At 49.8% G+C, this 25234-nt stretch carries 24 protein-coding genes and 2 tRNA genes; 23 read left to right on the top strand and 3 right to left on the bottom strand.

Translation table 11 applies throughout. The annotated features are described in order from the left end of the window. Nucleotides 1–166: 166 nt before the first annotated feature. From KJS63_RS03610 to KJS63_RS03535, 16 genes are all read left to right on the top strand, one after another. Complete coding sequence (locus tag KJS63_RS03610; protein WP_213618321.1) at nucleotides 167–1303, top strand: carbamoyl phosphate synthase small subunit; 1137 nt, start codon at nucleotides 167–169, stop codon at nucleotides 1301–1303. 1 nt (nucleotide 1304) lies between these two features. Then, the gene (gene carB, locus KJS63_RS03605; RefSeq protein WP_213617964.1) at nucleotides 1305–4526 is read left to right on the top strand and encodes a carbamoyl-phosphate synthase large subunit; all 3222 of its coding nucleotides are present in this window, start codon (nucleotides 1305–1307) and stop codon (nucleotides 4524–4526) included. 49 nt (nucleotides 4527–4575) lie between these two features. Further along, nucleotides 4576–5310 (top strand): orotidine-5'-phosphate decarboxylase, encoded by a 735-nt coding sequence (pyrF, locus tag KJS63_RS03600; protein ID WP_280520775.1) that lies wholly within the window; start codon nucleotides 4576–4578, stop codon nucleotides 5308–5310. Then, nucleotides 5304–5945: an orotate phosphoribosyltransferase gene (gene pyrE, locus KJS63_RS03595; protein WP_280520774.1), complete on the top strand. Its 642-nt coding sequence runs from the start codon at nucleotides 5304–5306 to the stop codon at nucleotides 5943–5945. The genes pyrF and pyrE overlap by 7 nt, the downstream gene beginning before the upstream one ends. 714 nt (nucleotides 5946–6659) lie before the next feature. Further along, on the top strand, nucleotides 6660–7376 hold the full coding sequence (locus KJS63_RS03590; protein ID WP_068622109.1) for an ABC transporter ATP-binding protein: 717 nt from the start codon (nucleotides 6660–6662) through the stop codon (nucleotides 7374–7376). Next, nucleotides 7342–8499 (top strand): efflux RND transporter periplasmic adaptor subunit, encoded by a 1158-nt coding sequence (locus KJS63_RS03585; RefSeq protein ID WP_213617963.1) that lies wholly within the window; start codon nucleotides 7342–7344, stop codon nucleotides 8497–8499. The genes KJS63_RS03590 and KJS63_RS03585 overlap by 35 nt, the downstream gene beginning before the upstream one ends. Further along, on the top strand, nucleotides 8499–11387 hold the full coding sequence (locus KJS63_RS03580; protein WP_213617962.1) for an ABC transporter permease: 2889 nt from the start codon (nucleotides 8499–8501) through the stop codon (nucleotides 11385–11387). Before KJS63_RS03585 ends, KJS63_RS03580 begins: the two co-directional genes overlap by 1 nt. Before the next feature lie 3 nt (nucleotides 11388–11390). Beyond that, the gene (locus KJS63_RS03575; RefSeq protein WP_068616422.1) at nucleotides 11391–12281 is read left to right on the top strand and encodes an ABC transporter ATP-binding protein; all 891 of its coding nucleotides are present in this window, start codon (nucleotides 11391–11393) and stop codon (nucleotides 12279–12281) included. Further along, complete coding sequence (locus tag KJS63_RS03570; RefSeq protein ID WP_244862475.1) at nucleotides 12278–13774, top strand: ABC transporter substrate-binding protein; 1497 nt, start codon at nucleotides 12278–12280, stop codon at nucleotides 13772–13774. The genes KJS63_RS03575 and KJS63_RS03570 overlap by 4 nt, the downstream gene beginning before the upstream one ends. A 212-nt stretch (nucleotides 13775–13986) precedes the next feature. After that, on the top strand, nucleotides 13987–15483 hold the full coding sequence (locus tag KJS63_RS03565; RefSeq protein ID WP_213617961.1) for an ABC transporter substrate-binding protein: 1497 nt from the start codon (nucleotides 13987–13989) through the stop codon (nucleotides 15481–15483). 422 nt (nucleotides 15484–15905) lie between these two features. After that, nucleotides 15906–15979, top strand: a tRNA-Met gene (locus KJS63_RS03560). Nucleotides 15980–16001: 22 nt separating this feature from the next. Then, nucleotides 16002–16075 (top strand) — tRNA-Ile (locus KJS63_RS03555). Between the two features lie 716 nt (nucleotides 16076–16791). After that, nucleotides 16792–17310: a spore coat protein gene (locus KJS63_RS03550; protein WP_213617960.1), complete on the top strand. Its 519-nt coding sequence runs from the start codon at nucleotides 16792–16794 to the stop codon at nucleotides 17308–17310. A gap of 301 nt (nucleotides 17311–17611) precedes the next feature. Next, the gene (locus KJS63_RS03545; protein WP_082926842.1) at nucleotides 17612–17719 is read left to right on the top strand and encodes a sporulation protein YjcZ; all 108 of its coding nucleotides are present in this window, start codon (nucleotides 17612–17614) and stop codon (nucleotides 17717–17719) included. Nucleotides 17720–18009: 290 nt separating this feature from the next. Further along, a complete protein-coding gene (locus KJS63_RS03540) occupies nucleotides 18010–18420 on the top strand; it encodes a hypothetical protein (protein WP_068616428.1) in 411 nt (136 codons plus the stop codon). Nucleotides 18421–18497: 77 nt separating this feature from the next. After that, entirely contained in the window at nucleotides 18498–18656 is a 159-nt protein-coding gene (locus KJS63_RS03535; protein WP_068616430.1) for an asparagine synthase, read from the top strand. A 58-nt stretch (nucleotides 18657–18714) separates the two neighbouring features. Here KJS63_RS03535 and KJS63_RS03530 read toward each other — a convergent pair whose 3' ends face one another. The 3 genes from KJS63_RS03530 to KJS63_RS03520 all read right to left on the bottom strand — a co-directional run bounded on the left by KJS63_RS03530 (nucleotide 18715) and on the right by KJS63_RS03520 (nucleotide 20083). Next, nucleotides 18715–19041, bottom strand: a complete 327-nt coding sequence (locus KJS63_RS03530) for a hypothetical protein (RefSeq protein ID WP_082926843.1) — start codon at nucleotides 19039–19041, stop codon at nucleotides 18715–18717. Continuing rightward, nucleotides 19029–19676: an ImmA/IrrE family metallo-endopeptidase gene (locus KJS63_RS03525; protein WP_213617959.1), complete on the bottom strand. Its 648-nt coding sequence runs from the start codon at nucleotides 19674–19676 to the stop codon at nucleotides 19029–19031. Before KJS63_RS03525 ends, KJS63_RS03530 begins: the two co-directional genes overlap by 13 nt. 77 nt (nucleotides 19677–19753) lie before the next feature. After that, nucleotides 19754–20083 carry a helix-turn-helix domain-containing protein gene (locus KJS63_RS03520; protein WP_082926844.1) on the bottom strand — a complete coding sequence of 110 codons (330 nt, stop codon included), beginning with the start codon at nucleotides 20081–20083 and terminating at the stop codon, nucleotides 19754–19756. A 155-nt stretch (nucleotides 20084–20238) separates the two neighbouring features. Here KJS63_RS03520 and KJS63_RS03515 point away from each other — a divergent pair, with 155 nt between their 5' ends. The 7 genes from KJS63_RS03515 (at nucleotide 20239) to KJS63_RS26395 (ending at nucleotide 25203) form a co-directional block, all read left to right on the top strand. Next, the gene (locus KJS63_RS03515; RefSeq protein WP_068616433.1) at nucleotides 20239–20691 is read left to right on the top strand and encodes an ArpU family phage packaging/lysis transcriptional regulator; all 453 of its coding nucleotides are present in this window, start codon (nucleotides 20239–20241) and stop codon (nucleotides 20689–20691) included. 662 nt (nucleotides 20692–21353) lie between these two features. Further along, nucleotides 21354–22193: a hypothetical protein gene (locus KJS63_RS03510; RefSeq protein ID WP_213617958.1), complete on the top strand. Its 840-nt coding sequence runs from the start codon at nucleotides 21354–21356 to the stop codon at nucleotides 22191–22193. Nucleotides 22194–22199: 6 nt separating this feature from the next. Continuing rightward, nucleotides 22200–22433: a YqzN/YkzM domain-containing protein gene (locus tag KJS63_RS03505; RefSeq protein ID WP_213618344.1), complete on the top strand. Its 234-nt coding sequence runs from the start codon at nucleotides 22200–22202 to the stop codon at nucleotides 22431–22433. Nucleotide 22434: 1 nt separating this feature from the next. Further along, nucleotides 22435–23895 (top strand): phage tail sheath family protein, encoded by a 1461-nt coding sequence (locus tag KJS63_RS03500; RefSeq protein ID WP_213617957.1) that lies wholly within the window; start codon nucleotides 22435–22437, stop codon nucleotides 23893–23895. Between the two features lie 24 nt (nucleotides 23896–23919). Next, nucleotides 23920–24327, top strand: coding sequence for a phage tail tube protein (locus KJS63_RS03495; protein ID WP_068616443.1), 408 nt, complete (start codon nucleotides 23920–23922; stop codon nucleotides 24325–24327). 286 nt (nucleotides 24328–24613) lie between these two features. Continuing rightward, the gene (locus KJS63_RS03490; protein ID WP_213617956.1) at nucleotides 24614–25048 is read left to right on the top strand and encodes a phage tail assembly chaperone; all 435 of its coding nucleotides are present in this window, start codon (nucleotides 24614–24616) and stop codon (nucleotides 25046–25048) included. A 23-nt stretch (nucleotides 25049–25071) separates the two neighbouring features. Continuing rightward, entirely contained in the window at nucleotides 25072–25203 is a 132-nt protein-coding gene (locus tag KJS63_RS26395) for a hypothetical protein (RefSeq protein WP_262363151.1), read from the top strand. Nucleotides 25204–25234 lie beyond the last annotated feature (31 nt).

The raw sequence follows: 25234 nt of genomic DNA, 5'->3' as shown, positions 1-25234 counted from the left end.
AAGCGGGTCCCGCAGGGACGGCAAGCGCTCCTACCACCATCAGCAGCAAGGAAGCACACTCTAAATCCTTCGCCAAACTTTCGGGTGTCCAGAGGGCAAAGCCCTTGGGGCCCTCCCTTCCAGGGAGGGTTTGGGAGGGTAATCTAATATGGGAGATGATATCGCAATGCAGGCTAGATTATTGCTCGAAGACGGCACTTTATTCACTGGCAAATCTTTTGGAGCCGAGGTTGAAAAGACCGGTGAAGTAGTATTCAATACAGGAATCACCGGATATCAGGAAGTTCTGTCGGACCCGTCCTACTGTGGACAAATCGTAACGATGACCTATCCGCTAATCGGCAACTACGGGATCACGCGGGATGACTTTGAATCTGTCGCCCCATCGATCCACGGTTTTGTCGTGCGCCGCTATGAACCGGTGCCGAGCAACTGGCGTGCCCAGACCAGCATTGGTGACCTGCTTAAGGAATATGGCATTCCTGGAATAAGCGATATTGATACCCGCATGCTGACCCGGATCATCCGCCATCACGGAACGATGAAGGGGATACTTACGACTTCCTCCAAATCGCTTGAAGAGCTTCAAGAGATGATTAAAGCAACGAGCATTAACGAACTTAGAAATCAAGTGGCGCGTACGTCCACTAACCATATATACAGCAGCCCAGGAGCCAAAGAGCGCATTGTCCTGGTGGATTTTGGCGCCAAGAGCGGAATCCTTCGCGAGCTGACCAAGCGGGGCTGCGATGTGATCGTAGTGCCGCATGACACGACAGCAGAGGAGATCCGTCAGCTTCATCCTGACGGCATCCAGCTCTCCAACGGCCCTGGGGACCCGAAAGATGTGCCATATGCCGTGAAAATGGTATCCGAGCTGCTCGGCGAATATCCGATCTTCGGCATCTGTCTGGGACACCAGCTGTTCGCGCTGGCCTGCGGAGCGGATACGGAAAGCCTAAAATTCGGCCACCGTGGCGGGAATCATCCGGTCAAGGAACTGGAATCCGGACGCTGCTATATCACTTCGCAGAACCATGGTTACACCGTAACCGAGTCTTCCATTGCTGGAACAGAGCTGGAAGTCACTCATATCAACAATAACGATAAGACCATCGAAGGTCTTAAGCATACGAAATACCCTGCCTTCTCGGTGCAGTACCACCCGGAAGCCGCGCCAGGCCCTTACGACAACAGCTATCTGTTTGACCGGTTCCTGGAAATGATCCGCAACCACAAACAAGAGAATCCACAAAAACCACGCCAGGCCCTGATCATGGCAGCAGCGAAAGGAGCTCGTTAAGATGCCTAAAAATAATGAACTGAAGAAAATCCTGGTTATCGGCTCCGGCCCGATTGTCATCGGCCAGGCCGCGGAATTCGACTATGCTGGTACGCAGGCCTGCCAGGCTCTAAAGGAAGAGGGGGTAGAGGTTGTCCTGATCAACAGTAACCCTGCAACCATTATGACGGATACGAATATGGCGGATAAGGTGTACATCGAGCCGATCACCTTGGACTTCGTTACCCAAATTATCCGCCAGGAGCGTCCGGATGGACTGCTGCCAACCTTGGGCGGACAGACAGGTCTGAACATGGCTGTGGAGCTTGCCAAGGCAGGTGTGCTTGAACGCGAGAATGTGAAGCTGCTTGGAACACAGCTCACCTCGATCGAGAAAGCGGAGGACCGTGATTTGTTCCGTGAGCTGATGCGCGAACTGGAGCAGCCGGTACCGGCCAGTACGATTATTACGACGGTGGAAGAATCGGTGCGTTTTGCCGAGGAGATCGGATATCCGGTTATCGTGCGCCCTGCGTATACCCTGGGAGGAACAGGCGGCGGCATCTGTGCGGATGAAGAGGAACTGAGGGAGACCGTGGCGGCAGGTATCCGTTACAGCCCGATCGGACAATGCCTTATCGAGAAGAGCATTGCCGGCATGAAGGAAGTCGAATACGAAGTTATGCGTGACGCCAACGATAACTGTATCGTAGTCTGCAACATGGAGAACTTTGATCCGGTTGGCGTTCATACGGGAGACAGTATCGTAGTGGCTCCGAGCCAGACGCTGTCGGACCGCGAGTACCAGATGCTTCGGTCCGCATCACTGAAGATTATCCGCGCCTTGAATATTGAAGGTGGATGTAACGTACAATTCGCTCTTGACCCTCAGAGCTATCAGTACTATGTCATCGAGGTAAATCCACGCGTAAGCCGCTCCTCTGCGCTGGCCTCCAAAGCAACCGGTTATCCGATTGCCAAGATGGCTGCCAAGATTGCACTTGGATACACTTTGGATGAAATCGTCAACCCGGTAACCGGGCAGACCTATGCCTGCTTTGAGCCGACACTGGATTATATCGTGAGCAAAATCCCGCGTTGGCCGTTCGATAAATTTGTTAGTGCAAACCGCAAATTGGGAACCCAAATGAAAGCCACCGGTGAGGTTATGGCGATCGGGCGTACTTTTGAAGAATCGATTCATAAGGCTGTCCGCTCCCTGGAGATTGGGACTCACCGCCTGTTCTTGAAAGGGGCGGACCAGCTCACCCAAGAGGACCTTGACAGACGGCTGGTTCAACCTGACGATGAGCGACTCTTCCTGGTTGCAGAGGCATTTCGCCGCGGGTATGAACTGCAGCAGATTCAGGACCTGACCAACATCGACTGGTGGTTCCTTGACAAGATTGAGCGGATTGTGGAGTTCGAGAAGAAGATTGCCTCGGAATCTGAGCTTACCCAAGGGACGCTGTACGAAGCCAAACGGATGGGCTTCACTGACCGGGCCATTGCTGAGCTTCGCAATCAGGCGTCATTCAGTGAACATACAACCGAAGCAGATGTAAGAAGCCTGCGTCTTGCCCAAGGTCTTCGCCCGGTTTATAAAATGGTGGATACCTGCGCCGCAGAGTTCGAAGCAACTACACCATATTACTACTCCACATATGAGCAGGAGAACGAAGTGACCCCTTCTTCCAAGGAGAAGATCATCGTGCTTGGTTCCGGTCCGATCCGGATCGGCCAAGGGATTGAGTTCGACTACTCAACAGTACATGCGGTATGGGCGATTCAAAAAGCGGGTTATGAAGCGGTTATCATCAATAACAACCCGGAGACAGTTTCAACGGACTTTAACACATCGGACCGGTTGTACTTTGAACCTTTGTTCTTCGAGGATGTTATGAACGTGATCGAAGAAGAGAAGCCGGTCGGGGTCATCGTACAGTTCGGAGGGCAGACCGCAATTAACCTGGCGGCCCCACTTAAGGCAGCAGGGGTTAACATTCTGGGAACCAGCCTCGAGAGCATCGATGAGGCGGAAGACCGCAAGAAATTCGAAGCGCTCCTGTCCAGATTGGAAATCGCCCAGCCGAAAGGCAGCACGGTGACCTCCGTAGAAGAAGCGGTTGGAACAGCCCAGTCCCTTGGATATCCGGTACTGGTTCGTCCTTCCTATGTACTTGGAGGCCGTGCCATGGAGATTGTATATTCGGATGACGAGCTGCTTAGATACATGGAACAGGCGGTACAGATCAATCCGCAGCATCCGGTTCTGATTGACCGTTACATGCTCGGTAAGGAAGTGGAAGTGGATGCGATTTGCGACGGGGAGACGGTATTGATTCCAGGCATTATGGAACATGTTGAGCGTGCCGGGGTTCACTCCGGAGACTCCATCGCCGTGTATCCTCCGCAGTATCTGTCCGATACTTTGAAAAATAAGATTGTGGATGTCACGATCAAAATCGCCAAAGAGCTGAAGACTGTCGGGCTTGTGAACATCCAGTTCGTTATTTACAAGGACGAAGTATATGTGATCGAAGTGAACCCTCGCTCTTCCCGGACTGTTCCGTTCCTAAGTAAGGTTACCAATATTCCGATGGCGAATGTGGCCACCCAGTGCATTCTTGGAACGAAGTTGAAGGATCTTGGTTATGTGGACGGCTTATGGCCGGAGAGCGACTATGTATCGGTGAAAGTGCCGGTATTCTCCTTCGCCAAGCTGCGCCGGGTTGAACCGACCCTCGGACCGGAAATGAAGTCCACCGGAGAAGTTATGGGACGGGATCAGCATTACGCCAAAGCGCTTTATAAAGGACTGATCGGAGCAGGGATGAAAATTCCGACAACCGGTTCCATGATTGCCACCGTGTCAGACAAAGATAAGGAAGAGGCAATTGAACTGTTCCGCGGTTTCAACAATCTGGGTTACAACATCATCGCAACAGGCGGTACGGCCCAAGCTTTGGAGGAAGCCGGCATTCATGTGACTACGGTCAACAAGCTGAGTGAAGGAACACCTAATATTCTTGATTTGATCCGCGGAGGTCAAGCCCACTTTGTTGTGAACACACTGACCAAAGGCAAGGAGCCGGAGCGTGATGGCTTCAGAATCCGCCGTGAAGCGGTGGAGAACGGAATTGTATGTATGACTTCGCTTGATACGGTCCGGGCTCTTCTGACGATGCTTGAATCAATCAACTTCACTTCGCAGGCGATGCCTTCCGTGGCATCGGCCAAATAACTCCCCGACCGCATCAGGAACAATGACTGATCTTAAGGAGGAGTAACAAGTGAAGGTTCAACATACTGCTGAAAAATTAATGGTGGCTCTGGATTATCCCTCTGCGGAGGATGCCAGGCTCCTGATTAACCGGCTACAGGGGATACCCTGTTATATGAAAGTAGGGATGCAGCTGTATTATACAGCTGGCCCTGATTTCGTCCGGGAGCTTAAAGCTAAGGGCTACAAGGTGTTTTTGGACTTGAAAATGCATGATATCCCCAATACGGTAAAAGGCGGCGCCAATAGTATTACCCGCCTGGGCGTGGATATGTTCAATGTTCACGCAGCCGGGGGCGTCTCTATGATGGCGGCTGCAAGGGAGGGAGCAGACGAGGCTCTGGCCAAGGATGCTTCCTTAACCTCCCCGCTAATTATTGCGGTTACCCAGCTGACCAGTACGGATCAGAGCACGCTTAATGAGGAGATCGGCATTCCAGGGACCATTGAGGAGGCCGTAGTTCGTTATGCCAAGCGAACGCTTCAAGCCGGACTTGATGGCGTGGTAGCCTCCCCGTTAGAAGTGGAGGCGATTAAGATGGCGTGTGGTCCGGATTTCCGGACCGTCACACCTGGAATCCGCCCGACTGGAAGTGCTGTAGGCGACCAGTCCCGCATCATGACGCCAGCCGAGGCCATCCGCTGTGGCACGGACTTCATTGTGGTAGGACGTCCGATCACCGCAAGTCCGGATCCAAGACGCGCAGCCGAGCAAATTTTAGAGGAGATGACAACTTCGTGCTGAATAAACAAGAGATAGAATCCAAGATTGCAGAAAGCCTGCTTGATATAGGGGCCGTTGCCTTGCGTCCACATCAGCCTTTTACCTGGACATCCGGTATTAAATCCCCAATTTATTGTGATAACCGGCTGACTATGTCTTATCCCGAAGTACGGGATTTGATTGCGGAGTCGTTCGCAACCCTGATCAGGGAGCAGTACCCGGATACGGATGTGATCGCCGGTACGGCAACCGCAGGCATTCCGCATGCCGCCTTCGTCTCGCAAAAACTGGGTCTGCCTATGGCCTACGTCCGCGACAAGGCCAAGGGCCATGGGAAAGAGAACCAGATTGAAGGTCTGATTGCTGAGGGACAGAAGGTCATCGTTATTGAAGATTTGATCTCCACCGGCGGAAGCTCCATCAAAGCCGCCCAGGCTGTTAAGGAAGCTGGAGCAGAGCCGCTGGCGGTGCTTGCGATCTTCAGCTACCAGCTGGACAAGGCGGTTCAAGGTTTTGATGAAGCCGGCATTCACGTGGAGTCCTTATCCAACTATTCAGCGCTCATTCGGGTGGCGGCTGCTAAGGGTACGATCCAGGAGCAGGATTTACAGCTGCTTCAGTCCTGGAGAGAGAACCCGGCCGCATTTGGCCAATAAATGACCTCGAAGGTTACAGTTTTTTTATAATCTATTAAATTGAATTATAGTAATCTATAACAGGCAGCCGATTCCGGTTGTCTTTTTCTATTTTCTGACCGGGTGCAAAAAAATAGGACGTTAAGGATAAACATATTGTAACTTTTTTACAAGGCAGATCGTTTATAATTCAGTTGGACTTGGAAGGATTTACATACATTAGGGTGGAGGAGAGCGTAATTCATGATGCGTTGGCTGCGCAAGCAACCTGCAGGCCAGAAACCGGAAGTTGAAAGTGAGCCCTCTTTCAATCCGAATCCCGATCCGGCCGCAAATAATAGAGATGTGAATGAGAGTATGAGAGATTTGGAAATTCCGGATTCCCACCAATCCCTTCAGGCAGAGCATGATGGGCCTGGGGCAGAAGCGAGATTGGACAGCGAAGCTTCCAAGGAGCACGAAATAATGGATGAAGGCATTGCCGAAGCAGGCTCTGAGAGCGTCCCGCTAACAGAACCTTCTGTAGAGGCCACCATGAATGCCTCATCAGCAGACTCCTTCGAAGAAGCTCCACCAGAAGGTCTTTCAGATGATGTCCCTGCATCAGCGGGTACTTTGGAAGAAGCCATAACGGAATCCCAGGCGGCAAGCCCTTTAGAGGGAGAACTGGTTGAGGTTCAAACATCAAATTCTTCAGAGGATGGTTTTGCAGATCCCGCTGCCCAAGTAGAGGAGATGGATGAACCGGGCAGTCAGGAGAAGATCGGTCTTATTTCGCCGAGTGAACCTATTCTTGAAGTTCGGGAAGTTCATCGTTCGTTCCCAGTTGGAGGCCAGTCTCTTCATGTACTGAAAGGAATCAACATGGAAGTGATGCCGGGCCAGCTGGTTATGTTGAAAGGAAGATCCGGGTCAGGCAAGACGACCTTGCTTAATATGCTGGGAGGTCTTGACCAGCCTTCTCAAGGTGAAATCTACTTCCGGGGTCAGAAGCTTCACACGCTTAGTGACAAGAAGCGGACTGTGCTTAGAAGGGATCAGATCGGGTTTATTTTTCAGGCATATGCCCTTCTCCCGCTTCTATCCGCATATGAGAATGTGGAATTGTCCCTGCGCATGGCTTCGGTTCCCTCCCGGGAATGGAAAGAGAGAATTACCCACTGCTTGAATTTGGTCGGACTCGGCAAGCGGATGCATCACCGGCCGTTTGAGTTGTCCGGGGGAGAGCAGCAGCGGGTAGCTATCGCCAAGGCTATTGCGCACCGGCCTCATCTGCTGCTTGCGGACGAACCAACAGCGAATCTGGACTCGCAGATGGGGGCCCAGGTCATGGCTGTATTCAAAAATATTATCGAGACAGAGAATGTGACGATTTGTATGACGACACACGACCCTACAATCTTGGAGGTAGCAGACCATGTTTACGAAATGGTGGATGGCAGATTTGTCTAAGGGAAGGAGGAAGTGGGCACGCAGTGCTGGAGCAGCCGTCCTGTGTCTTTCGGTTATAACTGCTTCAGGATGCGGCCTTTTGCCGAAGGAGCAGGAGGAAGAGGTGCTGCCGAATATCCAAGCGCCGAAAATTTCCAAGAAACCGGAGTATGAGGTAACCTCAGGAACATTTGAGACGACCGTTCAGAGCAGCGGGCAGTTTCTAAGCCAACGGGAGGAGCCTGTGTACTTCACCTTGGGAGATACGCTGCAGCTTCATCTGAAAGAGCTGAACATCAAGCTTGGCGATAAAGTGAAAAAAGGGGCCGTGATTGCCACACTGGACACGGAAGATCTTCAGAAGAGTATCCGGGATAAGGAGCTTGATATCCGTTCTCAGGAAGTCACGATGAAGGAAGCCCTGCGTACCAAGGATGAGAAGGACCCGATTGAGTTTGAAACGAAGAAGCTTCAATTCGAGAAGGCCCGTCAGGAATTAGCAGATTTGAAAGAGCAGGTTTCACGGGCTGTACTCACAGCTCCTTTTACCGGAACAGTTACCTCAATCAATGTGGACAAGGGTGCTATGATTAAGTCTTATGACACAATTGCCGTGATTGCGGATACGTCGAATTTGGTGGTTGCGGCCAACATCCAGAAGGAAGATCTAGAGAAGCTGACTGTGGGTATGCCTGCCAAGGTGGATATTAACAAGGTGGGTGAGGTTAGCGGCAAGATCAAGGTGCTTCCTAAGGCTGACGCGCTTGAGAAGGCATCGGGCAGCAATAACAATAACGGTGGCGGAGGCGGTAATAACGGCAACGGGGGCAATAACGGTAATGGGGGGACAACCCCGCCGAAGAAGCAGTCTCTTGAGGGTTATATGATCATCCAGCTCGACAAGTTTCCTAAGGGAGTTGAACGTGGAACCCAGCTTAGTGTCACGATTACAACTTCCAAGCGTGAGAATGTAACAGTCATTCCGATCTCGGCGTTGCGGACCACCGGTTCCCGGAATTATGTTCAGGTCGTCGAGGAGGATGGAAGCAAACGCGAGGTGGATGTTGAGGTCGGAGAGCAGAGATCTACGGATGTTGAGATTAAGAAGGGCCTCACACCTGGACAGAAAGTAGTGGGCCGCTAATGGGAATGCCGCTGGTTCGATTCTTATTCCGTAAAATGTGGAATACAAGGTGGCTGACATTGAGCACACTGATCGGACTTATTGTTGCCGTGTCGTTCACAGTCAGTATCCCGATGTATTCAGACGGTGCCCTTAAACGGGTTGTAGCCAAGACGCTTCAGGAGCAAAGCACCGGTCTTCCTGCGGGCTCCCTGCTCATGACCTATCAGGCTTCGGGCGGAGAGAAGACAGACCAAGCCGGGCTTAAGGCGGTTGACCAATACATAAGTCAGAATGTTCCCGCACAAATTGGCTTCCCGCATAAGGCCTATGTCAATACCCGCTCTATCCGCGGAACCGAGGTCGTTCCGGAAGATCCGAGCAAGGTGGATGCCAGCCGGACCCGCTCGATGACCTTAGCTTCGATGAGCGGACTTAAAGATCAAATTGAAATTACCAAGGGCAACATGTACGGAGACAAACGGTCGGATGGCGTTGTCGAAGTTATGATGCTTGAAGAAGGAATGTACCAGAACGATCTTCACGTTGGGGATATTCTGGATTATCCGGTGTACAGCGGGCTCGATATCACGCTGCGGGTCCAAATCGTGGGCTCCTTTAAACCGAAAAAAGAAACAGATCCTTATTGGGTTCAGGGCTTTGAGGGCATGGCCAACAGTCTGTATACCAGTGAGTCTGTCTTTAACGACAGCCTTCTGAAGGAACAGAATATCCCACTTAATAATGCGACATGGTATTACGCTTTTGATCTAAGCGAAATTAAAACCAGTCAAATCACGACATTGTCGAGTGTTCTGGACCGCCTCAACGTGGAACTGTATCAGAAGCTTAAGAATACGAAAGTTACAATCTCTTTCGGAGAGCTGCTGAACAGCTTCCGCACCCAAAGTCTGCAGCTTCAAACGATGCTGTTCACCCTGGCAGCGCCAATGATCGCGATGGTGTTCTATTATATCGTTATGAACGCCAGGCAGGCTCTGGATAAACAGCAGAGTGATATTGCAGTGCTGCGAAGCAGGGGGGCTTCGACCAAGCAGATCATTATGATCTATCTGCTGGAGAGCATCATTCTCGGTGTTGTTTCGATGATCGCCGGGCCGTTGCTTGGATGGTTTATGTCCAAATCGATCGGCTCAGCCAATGGCTTCCTGGAATTTGTCGACCGCAAATCCATTCCCGTCGGATTCAATTCGGATGCCCTGCTTCTAGGGGCGGGTGCGGTGATCATTGCTATCCTGTCCACTTTGATTCCGGCGATCACCTATGCAAGATCATCGATCGTCAATGCCAAGCGTAAGCAGGCCCGTTCCGACCGGCGTCCATTCTGGCAGCGGTGGTTCGTGGACGTTGTGCTGCTTGGAGTAGCAGGGTATGGATATTACTTGTTCAATGAGCGTCAAATGCTCACGTTCTCAACCGGATTAACTACGGATCAGCTTCAGGTTCAGCCGTTTCTGTTCTTCGTTCCGGCCATTGCCATATTTGCGATTGGACTTTTCTTCCTTCGCATTTTCCCATGGCTGCTTCGATTTATAGGTTGGATTGGCAAGAAGTGGCTGCCAGTTCCGTATTATCTGAGCCTTACCCAGTTGTCCCGCTCTTCATTGTCTTACTACCCGCTGATGATCCTGCTGGTACTGACCTTGGGACTCGGGGTATATAATGCATCGGCCGCGAGGACGATCGATCTGAATTCTACGGAACGTACCCTGTACAAATATGGAACAGATGTGGTTGTGGAGACCCAGTGGTCCGGCACACCTGAGATTACTCCTGGTAAGGGACCATCCGGGGGAGGACAGCAGGGAGGCGGAGCCCCAGGAGGGGGCGGCCCTTCGGGACCTGGAGGCGGCGGAGGTTCTGGACAGCAGCAGAACAAGAACGCCAAAATCATCTATTCGGAGCCGCCTTTTGAAATCTTCAGAACCCTCCCTGGGGTGGAGCATGCAGCAAGAGTGCTTCAGACCAAAGGAAATATCGTGGTCTCCGGCCAATCTGCCGGTCAAGGGCAAATTATGGGCATCGACAATGTGGATTTCTCCAAGGTGGCATGGTTCCGTAACGATCTGTTCCCGGCACATCCATTCAGATACTTAAACCTGCTTGGACAATATGAAGCGGCAGCCTTGATTCCATCGAGTCTGGCCGAGAAATACAAGCTCAAGCCTGGAGATACATTCACCGTGTCGATTAATGACCAGACGATCGATTTTGCGGTATACGGAATTATTCCTTACTGGCCAAATCTGTATCCAGACCAAACGCCATTTGTTGTTGCGAATCTGGATTATATCTATGACCAGCTGCCGATGATGCCTTATGAAGTATGGTTGAAGATGAAGCCGGGAGCAAAGGTCGCGCCGATCTACAGCAAACTGGCTGAGAAGGATATTGAGGTTGCCAAGATCAAGGATGTAAGAACAGAGCTGGTGACGCAGAGCAAGCTGCCGACCCGGGGCGGTGTCTTTGGGATTCTAAGTATGGGCTTCCTCGTTTCCGTCATGGTTTCCTTGATTGGATATATTTTGTTCTGGTTCTTTAATCTGTCAGGGCGGGTTGTCCAGTTCGGGATTCTAAGAGCCATGGGGTTATCCCGCAGACAGCTTACGATTATGCTGCTTGCGGAGCAGATTCTTACCGCCGGGCTTTCCATTGCGCTTGGAATTGGAATCGGCAAGCTCGTTGGGCGTTTGTATCTTCCTTTTCTTCAGACGGCAGAGAACGTCACATCCCAGGTGCCGCCATTTAGGATCGTCTTTGATTCCAAGGATACGCAGCAGCTGTACCTGGTTGTCGCAGTTATGCTCCTTATGGGGGCTGGGCTGCTGCTGTGGCAGATTCGCAGACTTAAGGTACATCAGGCTGTGAAGCTTGGAGAGGAGAGATAAAGCGTGATTCACTGCGAGGGATTGGTCAAAATTTTTAAAACCAAGGATATCGAAGTCGTTGCGCTGCAGGGGCTGAACCTGACCGTCGAAGATGGCGAGATGATGGCGATTATCGGCAACAGCGGAAGCGGCAAGTCAACGCTCCTGAATATACTCGGAGGGTTGGATCACCCTTCTGCCGGTACGGTCACCGTGGGAGAATGGAACCTTCTGAAGGTGAACGACCGGGAACTGGTTGAGTACAAAAGAAATACAGTAGGGTTCATCTGGCAGAACAATGCGCGTAATCTACTGCCTTATCTTACGGCGCTCGAGAATGTGGAAATGCCGATGATGTTAAATGGCAAGGTGGACCGGGCATATGCCAAGCAGCTGCTGGAGTGGGTTGGTCTCAAGGACCGGATGCATAACCGCCTTCAGCAGCTGTCCGGTGGTGAGCAGCAGCGTGTGGCGATTGCGATTGGGTTGTCTAATCGTCCCAAACTGCTGCTTGCAGATGAACCTACCGGTTCGGTGGACACCCGGACTTCAGATCAGATTATGGATATATTCCGCCGGATCAATCGGGAGATTGGTCTTACCATAGTCATTGTTACCCATGATTTGACTTTGGCAAGCAAGGTGGACCGGGTCGTTGCGATTCGGGATGGACTCACGAGCACAGAGTTCGTGAAGAGGAATCCGGGGCTCGATTCGACAGAGGACGGATTTAATCGTCAAGGCGGGCTTCAGGAAGTGCATGAAGCGTTCGTTGTTGTGGACCGGGTAGGCAGACTGCAAGTTCCCAAAGAATATCTGGAGGCTCTCGGAATTGGGGGAAGGGCCAGCATGGAGTTCGATGGAGGAAAGATTGTAATCACACCACCCAAACCAATTAAGGAGGAAGAATCTTGAAAAACGGATTTAAGAAAACGTACAAAATCTTAGCGACAAGTCTTGCGGCGGTGATGCTGACGGGAATGATAGCGGGATGTTCAAGTGGGAGCAATACCGATAACGACAAGCCAAAGGTGCTTCGGATCGGCATGACTTATGGCGGCGGAGGTAACGACCAATATTTCAGACAGCAATTCACAGATGTGTACGAGTACACACACCCGAATGTGACAATTGAAATTGTGCCTGCGGTGAATTATGACCAAATGCGTTACTCCGAGAATCAGAACACTGAACAACCTGATGTGATCAAGAGCTTGAAGGGATTAATGACAGGCAGCAATCCGGTCGACGTCGTAGTTGCCGACACGAGTACGCTTAAGAGGTTAATTGACGAGAACATGCTTAAGCAGCTCGATCCAATGATTCAGGAAGATAAATTTGACACAAGCGATATGGTTCCATCGGTTATCGATGGCATTAAGCAAATTGGCAATAATAACATTTACGCGTTTTCGCCAACTTTCTCTTCCTCAGCTCTCTTTTATAACAAAGATATCTTCAAAAAAGCCGGCGTTGAGATGCCTAAGGATGACATGACCTATGATGAGGTCTTTAACCTGGCCCGCCGTGTGGCTAAAGGCCAAGGCAAAGACCGGGTTTACGGATTCTCCTTCAACCGTTACAACGGATCGACGGCTTACGACGATCTAAGCAGATACAGCGATGCGCTTCAGCTCAAATATTTTGATGCTAAAGCTGAAAAGATGACCATGAATACCCCGCAATGGGAGAAGCTCTTGAGTACGATTGCCCAGCTGAGAAAAGATAAAATTCTGTTCGAGAGCCAGCAGAACAATCAGCAAAACCAGGCCTACAACCCGGTTGAATCGGATACCTTCATGTCCGGCAAAACAGCTATGGTTATCGGTGACGTTAATCTCGTTAACGAACTGAAAAGCCTTGGTGATGCTGCCAAAACGAACAAGAAGCTTAAATCTTTTGATTGGGATGTAGTAACTGTACCAACTCACCCAGAGAAGCCGGGTATTGGCGGGGATGTCTATCTCAGCAACACCATGGCGATTAATGCAACGGCTCCTAACCCTGAAACGGCGTGGGATTTCATTAAATTCCTGAACGGTCCAGAGTGGGCGAAGATTAAGGCAAGAAGTACTACTTACGATATGGTGTCCCGTAAATCATTTATTAAGCCTTTGAACGGCATGAACTACAATGTGGCTGCCTTCTATAAGTTGAAGCCAGTACCGCCATTGAGCTCCAACGATGAGAAGTTGTATACCGATAAGCCAGGACTATACAGCGTCCGTTATGTGGGTCAGACGATCATCCAAGACGTTATTGACAACAAGAAGACACCGAAAGAGGCGCTTCAAGCATGGGAGACAAAGGGGAACCAAATGCTCCTGGAGATCAAGAAGAATCCAAAAACACAGTTCCAGCCTGATGGAACTCCGTATATCCCGCCAGCAGATGGAACCAAGGGTTAATTAACAAGTCAATATTTAATTCTATAACATTCTAATGAGAGAGGCTGTCCCAAGTCATGACAATGGCTTAAGGGGCGGTCTCTTTTTGTATAAAAAGCCCAATTAAACAAATGATTAATTATTTTGTTATTAACTGTAACTATCGTGGATAGTGATCCGTACATCAAGTGAAGATCAGGGAAATATTGTATTTAGCTTAAGGAGGAAATGAAGTGAATTTTAGGAAAGGTAAAAGAAAAAAAGCAATTGTGGTATGTCTTACTCTTCTATTGTTAACATCACTCTTAGCTGCTTGTTCTGAAAATAAAGCGGCTGAAACGAAGGAGAACAAGGTGTTACGGATTGCGATGCTGTATGGGGGATCGGAGGATTGGTTCAGACAAAAGTATGTGGATGCATTTGAATATACCCATCCTAATGTTACGGTAGAGGTTGTATCCTCGATGGCAGTGAATCAGTTCACGGATGTGGGAGATAGCTCATTTCAGACAACGGATGTTATAGGCAATATGAAGAAACTTATGAAAGGCACCAATCCGCCGGATGTCGTTGTGGCGGACACAACCTCGCTGAAGAAACTGGCTGACAGCAATATGCTTAAAGAGCTGGATCCTTTGATTCAGCAGGACAAGTTCGATACTTCGGATATTGTTCCGGGTGTACTGGAAGGACTCAAACAAATTAGTGGAAAGGATACGCTGTATGCCTTGTCTCCAACATTCCAGCCGGCAGCTCTATACTACAACAAAGGAATATTCCAGAAAGCGGGCGTGGAGCTGCCCAGAGATGGCATGACCTATGATGAAGTCTTTGAATTAGCGCGACGTGTTACCAGCGGTGAGGGGAAAGATCACATCACTGGAATAAGCCTTTCACCCATCGGAGCAACACCAATAATTAATATGAGGACTTATGCCGCACCTCTAGGACTCAAAATGTATGATGAAAAAGCCGAGAAGATGACCGTTAATACGCCTGGATGGGAAAAGGTATGGAATACATTGTCCAAGCTGCATAAAGATAAAATTATCGACGGTGGCTCTGGTGAAATAGAGGATGGAACTATAGTTGATATGAGCAAAACCGGGATTATGACTGGAAAGATTGCAATGGAACTCGGCGACATAAGTAAAGTCCGGGAATTGATAGGATATAATAAGGCAGCCAAAACGAATAAGAAAATGACCCCGATTGAATGGGGAGTCGTAACTCCTCCGGTACACCCTGAGAAACCGGGCGTAGGAAGCAGTATTTATATTGGTGATGCTATGGCGATTAACAGCAATGCTCCGAGTCCAGACACGGCGTGGGAATTTATAAAGTCCGTGAACAGTCCGGAGTGGGCTAAGGTAAAAGCAAAGTCTGTCAGCTATGAAATGGTGACACGCAAATCCTTTATCAAGCCGGTCGACGGAGAAAACTATAACGTGGAGGCTTTTTTGAAGCTGAGCCCAGCTCCTCCAGCAAATGCGAATGAAGAGGAGCTTTCCTCCAAGAAGCCACAGCTGAACAGGGCGATATATATAGCCGCAACAGCAGCCTTCCAGGAAGTGGTGGATGGAAAGAAAACGGTCAAGGAAGGCTTGGCTGAGTGGGAGTCTAAGGGAAATGAGATGCTCAAATATTTGGAAAAGGACCCTACGGCCACCTTTACTCCAGATGGAACTCCGGTTCCTTCCAAGGCTGGGGGCAGCGGGACAGCCAAATAATACACTGAGCATGTCGTAGCTTCATCGTGTAGCGACCTTCCAGGCGTAAATCTGGGAGGTCGTTTTGTTTTTGTATAAAAGGTTGAAATAACAAAAGGAGGGAATTATAAGGGGAGAAAAAAAGCTTTATTTGGACCAGAAATGGGCATAATAGGGCTAATTAAGAATAAAATCTACAGAAAGTGAGCGAATTGTATGCGTTGGGTCTATTTCAATAAATTATATCGGACGAAATTCCAGGCGGGCTGTCTGGCTAGAAGGCTGGAACATGACGGCTGGATCTATGGCTTGGATGACCTGAGCGAAATTGAAATTTTCCGATCCCGTCGGGGCAAATATGGGGTGAGATTCATCATCTGAAACAAGACTCTTGACTAAGGGCCTGGTTATGGGTTATATTATTAGATGTCGCTATTTACTGACGCGGGGTGGAGCAGCCCGGTAGCTCGTCGGGCTCATAACCCGAAGGCCGCAGGTTCAAATCCTGCCCCCGCAATACTTGTTAATTAAGGTAACAAGGGCCCTTAGCTCAGTTGGTTAGAGCGGTCGGCTCATAACCGATTGGTCGGGGGTTCAAGTCCCTCAGGGCCCATAATGTGAAGAACCCTTGCTGAGCAAGGGTTTTTTGCTGTTCAGAAGTTCATTGTACTGCTTGATTTTGCAGCGTGTCCTGCGTCAATCGGAGTATTGATTGAGGAACCTAGGCTAAGGCCCGAGCATAATTATATAAGAAGTACGATTTAGTTATGCGGGGGGTGTTGCCTGTTCGGACCAAGTCCATTTTCATGCTAGTTACGCTCAAATCTTACGTCAGTGCTTTTGGAGTTACTTATCATCGTTTTGTTAGAACAGAACTTGTAGAGGAGTGAAGTTAAAATGTCTTTTCTGCCGTTGCCTGGATCACCTGCGGATGCGCTGCCTCCACCACCTTCTTATGCCCCGCCCATGCCATTTGGGCCATCTTACATTATCGATTGTATACACAATTTCACTTATATATGGCTTTGGAATGGGGATAGCTTCTGGTATTATCCAACAAGGGTTGAGTATGGTGAAGTTTCAGGTTATCGTTGGAGTGGCCAGTTCTGGTTTTATTATGGGTTAGATCCTAGATTCATAAGATCCGTGTCATGCCCTCCGATACCCACCCTATACTGAAGTGAATTTCTTTATCAATAGACTGATTCAAGGGGGCCGTCTCCAAAGACGGTCCTTTAATTTGTTCTAGGAGTTGTTCCCTTACTTCATTTTATAAAAAAGCACGCTTAATTATCCCGTTGACAGTCCCCCTCTAATCGGTCTGGGCATATGCTATCCCATCAAGAATTTGGAGGGATCATATTGTACCGTAATAAACAACATTTAGCTTGGCACGAGACTTTGGAGATGCACGAGCTAGTAGCTTTCCAGTCCAATCACCTGATGGGATTCAAGATGACATTACCAGGTGTGACTGACCCGCAGCTCCGTGCGCTCTACGAAGAGACGATAAGAAGCCTGGAGAAGAATCTGAAGGAACTGCTGCCTTACTTCTCACAGGCACCTGTGGTTGGAACAAGAAGTATACCTTCCGGAGACCTGACAGCTTTTCATGCGGCTCACTTGCTGCTGTTCGCCAAGACAGCCGTCCGCAATTACGCAATTGCCATTACGGAGACGGCAACTCCGCAGCTGAGGGAAACCTTCCAGAAGCAGCTGAATAACGCAATCAATCTGCACGGAAAAGTGTTCTATTTCATGCTCGAACGGAACCTGTATCCAGCTTATAATCTGGATCAGCTTCTTGCTGACGATGTGAAAAACGCCAAGAAAGCGATGCAGCTATAACAGGATTAATGCAGCTATAACAGGATTAATATAGATAAGGAAGCACTCAGCATAACTTATAGAGTATCGACAATCCTCCAGCCCGCCCACCAGGCGCGGTGGGGGATAGTCGTTTGTATGCGGCCGGATAAGCTTTTTAAGAGGCTGCTTATTTTGCGAATAAGGTGTCCAATTTTGTCCTCATGATGGCTCACTCTTATGACATACATAGAAAAATGCATATACATTACCAGAATGCCCTTACGATGCAGATGTACCGAGCATACATTACCTTGTACCTGAGACGAGAGGAGGGAACAACATGAGCGAATGCCAAGAAAATCGTCCTGTTAACAATGTGTTTACTTCTACTGGTGTGATTTTAGTTCTGTTCATTCTGCTGGTTATTATCAGCCGTACTTTCGTCTAAAGCATAAGACAGTGCACATTCCAAGTGTCCCAAATACCATCATTTACCTACAAGGCGGGCTTCCGGGCTCGTCTTTGTTATTTTGAAGTTAGAGGTTGTTGATCGGAATAAATATGGTATAGTTGAAATAGAAAATATATCCATATACAAGCGAAAAAATCCATTTTGACGGTCCGCCGATTTCGTTCTATGAACAACTTGTGGTGACAGCAGATTCCCGGTTACTAGTTTTGGGTAAAGATATTGTACTTTTGACGCGAATGCTTCATCCAAGTTGGGGGGCTATACAAATGGAAGATTTCATACCTGAGATCCATGTTAAATTCGATTGCCAGGTTTGCCAGCACGAGATTGCAGTCCGGTTTAGAAGCCAACAGGTCGAAGCTGTTCGCTGTCCTGGATGCAGCAAAGTATATTCTCTACTGAAACCTACAATTGGGGAAGAGATCCTGCTGGATTGGGAGAGAGAGGCTCTGTATCAGAAGATCAAAGCAGAGAAGACCAAGCAGGACAACAGCAGCCTAGTGGCGCTTATGGTCAAGGTGGCGGAACTATTAACATGGCGGGATAGCGGAAATGGCAAGATTAAAGCGATTGAAGCTCTGCGCCAGTGGTGTATAGAGAACGAGGAACCGGCTGTATTAGAGGAGCTTAGGCTGCTGTATGGCCGGGGAAGAGTGGACCGAATTCCTCCGAGATGAAGTCCGGGATGAATAAATTGCGCTCACTTCACACAGTATATTAGTGTCTTTCAAACCACTTAAAGGGAGTGTTAGGCATGCGTGAAGGTTTGATTCCAACCGTACTGGGCGCTGTTGTCTCGGCTTCAGCCGCTTCCCTGCTGGGAACGAGGTACAAGCTGGCGGCAACCGGAGCATTGGGCTTTGGACTGGCACATATTGTACTTGGAGCCATCGATCTGATCGAGCACCGATAAGCAGTTTGAAGGATACCGGGAAGAATGACTCTTCCCGGTTTTGTCATGTTAAGGTGGCTTACATATAAGCTCCTAGAACCTCCTCCACGTCCTGAAGCCGGATGACCAGCTGATCTACCTCATCAACCTGATGGCGTCTATAAATTTGCGGGAGATTAACCCCGATAATGTGGTCCTCTGAGTCCAGAACAGTAATGTCTTCCAGAAGAACGGTAATTCCGGACGCATCGCCAAACTCCTCGAGTTCAAAGTGCTCCCAAGGGGGAGCAACCTTCAAATACAGCATGCTTGACCAATCCCTCTCGGCCGGGCTTAACTTGACAAGCAGCAGCGAGGGAGCCTCAGCATACACATTGTACTCGGAAATAATTCCTATTTTGGCCATGATTTGCTCACTCCTTTGTCCAGCTGGGCATACAGCTGGTTTAAAATTCGCCTGGTCTCCTTGGAAGGAGCCGCCGGTGGTGGGCCGCCTGGCGCGTGCTCTCCGTTGCTGTCAGCTTCATTCAGCTGCTGCATATAACGGGTGCTTTCCTTCGTGGTGACCTGGTTAAGAATCCGGTTCTGAATCTGCAGCAGGCGGTTATACGCAAGTTCATAAGGCAGAGAGAATTCCGAGGCAATAATATCCACAGATTCCTTCTGGCTCTCCGAAAGGGGCAGTTCCTTGATCATGAAAAATGGAGCCGCCGCATACTGGAGAAATCGCTCTGCTTCCATCTCCTGATGCTGCAGGAACAATTCCGGCATATGCTTCTGATTACCCGCATGCCTGAGAACATGACACAGCTCGTGGAAGAAGACAACACGTCTGACCCGGGCATCCATCCGTTTGGGCAGAAATATAACATCACTCTGATTACAGCTGAAGGGTGGTCCTTCATATTCCACAAGATCAACCGCAAAAGCGGCACAGATCTCCTCAATGTTCAAATCGGCAGGGTGATGAATTCCATGTTCTATGTACCTGGAGCTGATCCAGTTCTCAAGCTCGGTCTCACAATAAAGGGATAAATCCATAACAGATTCCTCCAGTTATAAGAATGTATGTTCGTATATTTGGTGAAAAATAAAGCCCTCCGAAAAGGGCGGTCAAATTACTTCAGGAATTTCTTCTTCTGTTCCCGGTAGGCCTTGAGGGCGGCTTCCATGACTTCAATCTCATCTTGGCTATATTTATCCGGGCCGCCATAGAAGGCGATGCCGGTCTCTTCATGGGTCGGCTTGGGACTTGGAGTCCGTCCGAGCAGGTAGTCCGCATCCACATCCAGGATATCTGCGATGGCCGATAAGGTTTCGGAATCGACCGTGCGCTTGCCGGACTCGTAATGTCCGTATCCCTGCCGTGTCATCCCTAATTTATCAGCCATATCTTGGTGGGTCAAGCCCTTGGACAGTCTTAATTGTGACAATCGTTCCGTAAACACTTCATCACCTCGCTTACTATTATTATACCCTATATAAATAGATAAGCAACAATTAGTTTCTATTTTGTGTTGACAGAAACAATTTGTTGCGTATAATAAAAAGTGTCAGGAAACAAATTGTTGCCCAAATAAACTGGATTGGGGATGCATATACAATGAAGAACAATGGACATGCTCTGCAATTAACTTATGAACTGCCGGCTGTGAATAAGGAAGCGACCCGTAAACGGGTGGAGGAAGAGCTTGAGACGGTCCGCATCTATAAACGTATTGGAATCATCCGCCGGGAGGTGGGAACCGTTGGCAGGTATGAACCAAGGGTCCACGGTTCCACGAACCTCGTAAGCAAGACAACGGAGAACACGGCTGTCTGGAATGTGGATCGTGAGCAGGTTATGGAGAAGAAGGTGGTTATGCTGGATAAAGCGCTGATGTGCCTGAATGAAATGGAACGGGAGCTGATTCGGCTGAGGTATTTGGATACGGATGATACTTACGATTATCTCGTCTGTGGAGATCTGGGCGTAAGTGAGCGGAAATACCGCAGAGTTAAGGCCCAGGCCATGTACAAGCTGGCGCTTGCCCTTAGGTTGGAGGTACTGGCTTAAGCTGGAGAGGATCGGCTAGGGCGAGAGCAGCAGGCAGTAGGCAGCAGGCACTAGGGATAAAGCGGTTATTGAGCGAAGCAGAAGAATTTGATAAAACCTTAAGGTAGAACAGCCGCTTGGAGGGTTAGATGATAAAATAGGGCATTACTAGATTCTTAAGGCTCTAATTGTGAGATACCTCTTGCTTTTGATATAGGACTTAAAAGTATGGACCAGTTGAGCTTGGATCAACTGGTTTTGTTGTTTCCAGTACTGTTTTTATCAGGGAGAGAAGACGAAAGATCTAAAGTTTGGGGAGAAGATACAACACAGCAGATGATGAGTGGCTGGAACTTGAGGATTTTAATAGGTGGAATTGCGGACATTCGGGGAGCAAATACATACAAAAGGTAAAACCCGAACAACACCGTGCAGCCGAGTTGCCAGCGAAATACGGCATCGAATGCTCGTGGCCGGAAAGTGGCCGCTTCTTGGCCGGAAGCTGGCCGTTCATTAGGCAAAAACGGTGTTATAGTTATATCATCGGGAAGTTAAGCAAAGAGATACCGAAGGCGCACATGCCCTTATTGCACAGCCGGCTCTATACGAGAGTCCGGCTATTTATTTTACCGCGGTCATCATCTGCGGCTTCCCGTTCACCTTGATGGAGAAAGGAGCTGAATATGAGAGGAGTCATTAAGCAAAAGATCAGTATGGCTGTTCCCGAGCTCGCGGGACGAGTGTATGATGTGGATGCCGCGTTAAGCCTGCCACTTCCACTGTGTATTGTGAAGCAGGGGGAAGAAACGGTGGAATCCCCATGGACTGGGTACCGGAGATATTTCGATGTGATTCCATATGGAGCCGGAGGATTCACCGAGGTAGATCAGCTGTCGGAACAGATCATTCGGGCGCTTAACGAAGAAGTGCTGACGTCTGACCCGGGGCAATCCATCACGTGTATCTATACGGGAAATGTGGGTGGGGATACGGTGGATACGGAGCGTAAAGCTGCGGCACGCACTTTAAGATTCTCGGTGATGAACCCTTCATCGAACCTGCTGCCCAGCGATCCGGAGGACCCCTGGTTAACGGGACTGCAGAGTTGGACAGAGGGCATTCTTGGTCCTGAATGGGCGGTGTATTCCGGCTGGTGGCCTTCGGGCTATAAGAGGCCCTGTGTATTGTGGAGACTTACGGGCAGCGAGTTGAAAATGACCCAATCGTCTGGTCTGGAAAATGAGCACCGATTCTCCGTTCATGTGATCGGGCGAAGCCCTGAAGAAGAACAGGGAACGGTCAGAAGGCTGCTTGAAGCGATTGGGGGTCAGGTCAAGCTGCCGCTTGAAGCTGCTGGAAAGAGGTATGCGGTAGTGCGTGAATGCACGGCAAACCCTCAGGCAGACCGGATTGCTGCGGGACAGCTCACCGTTTTGTTATCCATGAAGACAGGCCGGACCTTCCCCGAGGAACCGCTTATGCAAAAGATTTATTATAAACCCAATCCTGAACAAATGAGGTGAGTGGATATGCTGCGAAAAGCAGACAGAGCGGCTAAGGCAACAGCTGCGGTCGAACAGGCAGGACTCAGCGAAACAGAAATTCAATATTCAATTGAGGAGCTTTCGGAGAAATCCGAGGCTCTTTTTCATGTCAAACCGGAAGTTCTGGCCGGAGCGCTGTATGGCACAGCCCGGGAGAAATACTCCGTACTGGAATCCGCCGAATTGGTACAACAATTTTTGAAAGCGAAGGTGAAGTGAAATGGCAGGAGGAAATTGGTCAACTACGGAAGGACAAGTCCTTCCCGGATTATATATGAATTTTGAAGCTGCAGCTGCGTCGGCGATTCAGCCCGGCAGCCGTGGGACAGTTGTCATTCCCGTCAAGGCGAACTGGGGACCGGTTCGTGAATTCGTGGAAATCGGGAGTGAAGCTGCGATTCGTGAAGTGTTCACAAGCGGTGACATGGGTGGTGCAACAGCTTTTACCTCTCTATATTTAGCCCTGCTCGGGGGTCCGAAGAAGCTTCTGGCGTACCGGTTAGCGGACAGCACAGCTGCTCCAGCCTCGCTCACTCTCCAGGATGGCAAAGCCGAAGTTCTTAAGCTTGAGGCAAAATATCCAGGCAGCCGGGCTAATCAGTTCAAAGTAACAGTGCAGCCAAGCCTTGGTGACAGCTCAGTGAAGGAACTGAAGCTGTATGAGAACACCACGCTGCTGTATACCTTTGGCATCGGGACAGGGCAGGTGGATGCGGTGGTGGATGCGTTGAATCAACATCCATCGAACAAGTGGGTTACTGCTGTGAAGCTCGCCGAGAGCCAGAGTCCGCTTGCGAATGTGACGGATACTGCTTTTACGGGTGGAGTCAGCGGTATTAGCGGAGTTAAGAACAGCGATTATATTGAGGCGCAAAATGCTTTGGAGACCCGCGAGTTCGATGTGCTGTCCCTGGACGGCGTGACGGACACAGCTCTGCTCCAGAGCTTTGCGGCTTGGCTGAAGCGGGTACGCAAGGAAGGCAAGAAGGCGATTGCCGTATTTGGCGGTGCTGCTGCAGATGACAAAGCAGCGGATGCAGCAAGCAAGGCAGCTGCCCGTTCCGCACTGTTCAATCACGAAGGTATCGTGAATGTGGGAACCGGTGTGGTGTTTGGCGGCACGGAATACAGCTCCGCCCAGACAGCCGCTTATGTGGCTGGTTTGATCGCGGGCCAGAAGCTCAATGAATCGACCACCTATTCGGCGGCGCCATTTGAGGACGTAACCCGCAGATGGACACGTTCCGAACAGGAAGTGGCTGTGAAGAATGGGGTGTTCCTGCTCGTTCATGATGGCCGCCAGGTTAAGGCGCTGCGCGGTGTGAACAGTCTGATTGTGCCGGGTACGGGACAAAACAGCGCGTGGAAGAAGATTCGTACCATCCGTGTGCTGGATGCCATTAACGCCGATCTTCAGCGTTCGGCTGAGGAAACCTATATCGGTAAGGTGAACAATACCGCGGAAGGCCGTCTAGCGTTGATTGGGGCATGCAAGGAGTATCTGCGTCAGCTGGCTTCCAGCGGTGTGATTGAATCCACCGGATTTAATGTTGAACTGGACCCGGATTATTATGGTCCGTCGGCTGCCCATAAACCGGAACCGGACCAAGTGTATCTGCACTGGGATGCCAAGCTGTCTGATGTGATGGAGCAGCTGTTTGGAACATTTTACGTTCAATAATAACTCTTGAGGAGATGAGAAAATATGTTGGATGCATCAAAAATTATTCTTGGCACATACGGTCAGGTTCATATTGACGGAGTCTGGCAGACACATATTAACAAGCTGGAAGCCAGTGTGGAGATGGAGAAGCGTGAGCTGAATCTGTGCGGCGCCGATTGGAAGGTTCATAAGAACGGGATCAAGAAGGGCACAGGTACAATGAGCGGTTATAAGATCACCTCTGATATGATCAACCGGGGATTCACCAAATTTGAAATTATCTCCAAGCTAGCTGACCCGGAAGCCTACGGCTATGAGTCTGTTAAGCTGATCCGCTGCTCCCCGGATAAGATCCAGCTCGCGAACTGGACGGCCGGCGAAGAGGTGGCTGAGGAAACCACGTTCACCTTTGAGGGATATGAGCTGGTAGACCCGATTGTTGCCAATTAATTGGCAGGCATTGATCTATATAAGTTGAACTTAAGAATTACCAATAGGCAAGAGTGTGAAATGATTCTGGAGAAGCGAAGCGTTCGCCTACAAGCTTTCTGAAAGAAAGCTACATTGGAAGCATAAGCTTTGTGACCGGACTTCGACCTTATACATTTAATTCAAGAAATCGGGGGGCAACAGCGATCCTGCGGAACATTTCATATGGCTTCCTTACGTGTAAATCAATAGTTCATCTTATATAGCTGCAAGCTAAGTAACTATATTAAGCCGGAGGAAGATAATCATGACCCTAAATGAAAACTTAAGTGAAGAGCAAATTCTGGACAGCCTCTTTGAGGCGGCGAACAAGCTGCCTGAAGAGGCTGTATTTATTCAGCGTCTGGATATGAAGTTGGTGCTGCGGGGACTCACATCCAGCAAGGTCGATAGTATCCGCGAGCGCTGCACGATCCGCAAAACCGTGAAGGGCCGGGCTGAGGAGAAGGTGGACACTGAAGTATTCAACGCGCTGCTCATCTCGGAAGCCACGGCGCAGCTTGAAGTCAAAGGACTTCAGCTCAGCGGCTGGGGCGATCCCCGTATTGTCAGCCGCCTGAAGCTGTCCGGCGGCGATCAGGCCGTCCGCCGCATGCTGCTGGCCGGAGAGCTTGACGCTGTGGGCGACAAGGTGCTGGAGCTGTCGGGCTTCGGCGTGTCGATTGAAGACCTAAAAAACTGATTCACTCCGGCGGAATGACGACGATGCTGTACCACATGTGGTCGCGGCATCATCTCCGTCCCGGAGTGTTCTGGACGCTGCCGCAGGGAGAGCGCAAGCTGCTGCTTGCCTTCTCCGAGCTGGAGCTGGATATGCTGGCGGGGAGTAGTTCGTAAAGAAGGGGGTGAACGCATGATATGAATGAAA

It is taken from the genome of Paenibacillus sp. J22TS3 (genome assembly GCF_018403205.1).
Taxonomy (GTDB): Bacteria; Bacillota; Bacilli; order Paenibacillales; family Paenibacillaceae; genus Fontibacillus; species Fontibacillus tuaregi.
This window is presented reverse-complemented; position numbering and strand designations above follow the sequence as displayed.

Coding starts and splice junctions, on each gene's coding strand:
- KJS63_RS03610 (WP_213618321.1), top strand. CDS start 167: ATGCAGGCTAGATTATTGCTCGAAGACGGCACTTTATTCACTGGCAAA.
- carB (WP_213617964.1), top strand. CDS start 1,305: ATGCCTAAAAATAATGAACTGAAGAAAATCCTGGTTATCGGCTCCGGC.
- KJS63_RS03590 (WP_068622109.1), top strand. CDS start 6,660: ATGGATGAACCGGGCAGTCAGGAGAAGATCGGTCTTATTTCGCCGAGT.
- KJS63_RS03585 (WP_213617963.1), top strand. CDS start 7,342: ATGTTTACGAAATGGTGGATGGCAGATTTGTCTAAGGGAAGGAGGAAG.
- KJS63_RS03580 (WP_213617962.1), top strand. CDS start 8,499: ATGGGAATGCCGCTGGTTCGATTCTTATTCCGTAAAATGTGGAATACA.
- KJS63_RS03550 (WP_213617960.1), top strand. CDS start 16,792: ATGCTATCCCATCAAGAATTTGGAGGGATCATATTGTACCGTAATAAA.
- KJS63_RS03545 (WP_082926842.1), top strand. CDS start 17,612: ATGAGCGAATGCCAAGAAAATCGTCCTGTTAACAATGTGTTTACTTCT.
- KJS63_RS03540 (WP_068616428.1), top strand. CDS start 18,010: ATGGAAGATTTCATACCTGAGATCCATGTTAAATTCGATTGCCAGGTT.
- KJS63_RS03535 (WP_068616430.1), top strand. CDS start 18,498: ATGCGTGAAGGTTTGATTCCAACCGTACTGGGCGCTGTTGTCTCGGCT.
- KJS63_RS03530 (WP_082926843.1), bottom strand. CDS start 19,041: ATGGCCAAAATAGGAATTATTTCCGAGTACAATGTGTATGCTGAGGCT.
- KJS63_RS03525 (WP_213617959.1), bottom strand. CDS start 19,676: ATGGATTTATCCCTTTATTGTGAGACCGAGCTTGAGAACTGGATCAGC.
- KJS63_RS03515 (WP_068616433.1), top strand. CDS start 20,239: ATGAAGAACAATGGACATGCTCTGCAATTAACTTATGAACTGCCGGCT.
- KJS63_RS03510 (WP_213617958.1), top strand. CDS start 21,354: ATGAGAGGAGTCATTAAGCAAAAGATCAGTATGGCTGTTCCCGAGCTC.
- KJS63_RS03505 (WP_213618344.1), top strand. CDS start 22,200: ATGCTGCGAAAAGCAGACAGAGCGGCTAAGGCAACAGCTGCGGTCGAA.
- KJS63_RS03500 (WP_213617957.1), top strand. CDS start 22,435: ATGGCAGGAGGAAATTGGTCAACTACGGAAGGACAAGTCCTTCCCGGA.
- KJS63_RS03495 (WP_068616443.1), top strand. CDS start 23,920: ATGTTGGATGCATCAAAAATTATTCTTGGCACATACGGTCAGGTTCAT.
- KJS63_RS03490 (WP_213617956.1), top strand. CDS start 24,614: ATGACCCTAAATGAAAACTTAAGTGAAGAGCAAATTCTGGACAGCCTC.
- KJS63_RS26395 (WP_262363151.1), top strand. CDS start 25,072: ATGCTGTACCACATGTGGTCGCGGCATCATCTCCGTCCCGGAGTGTTC.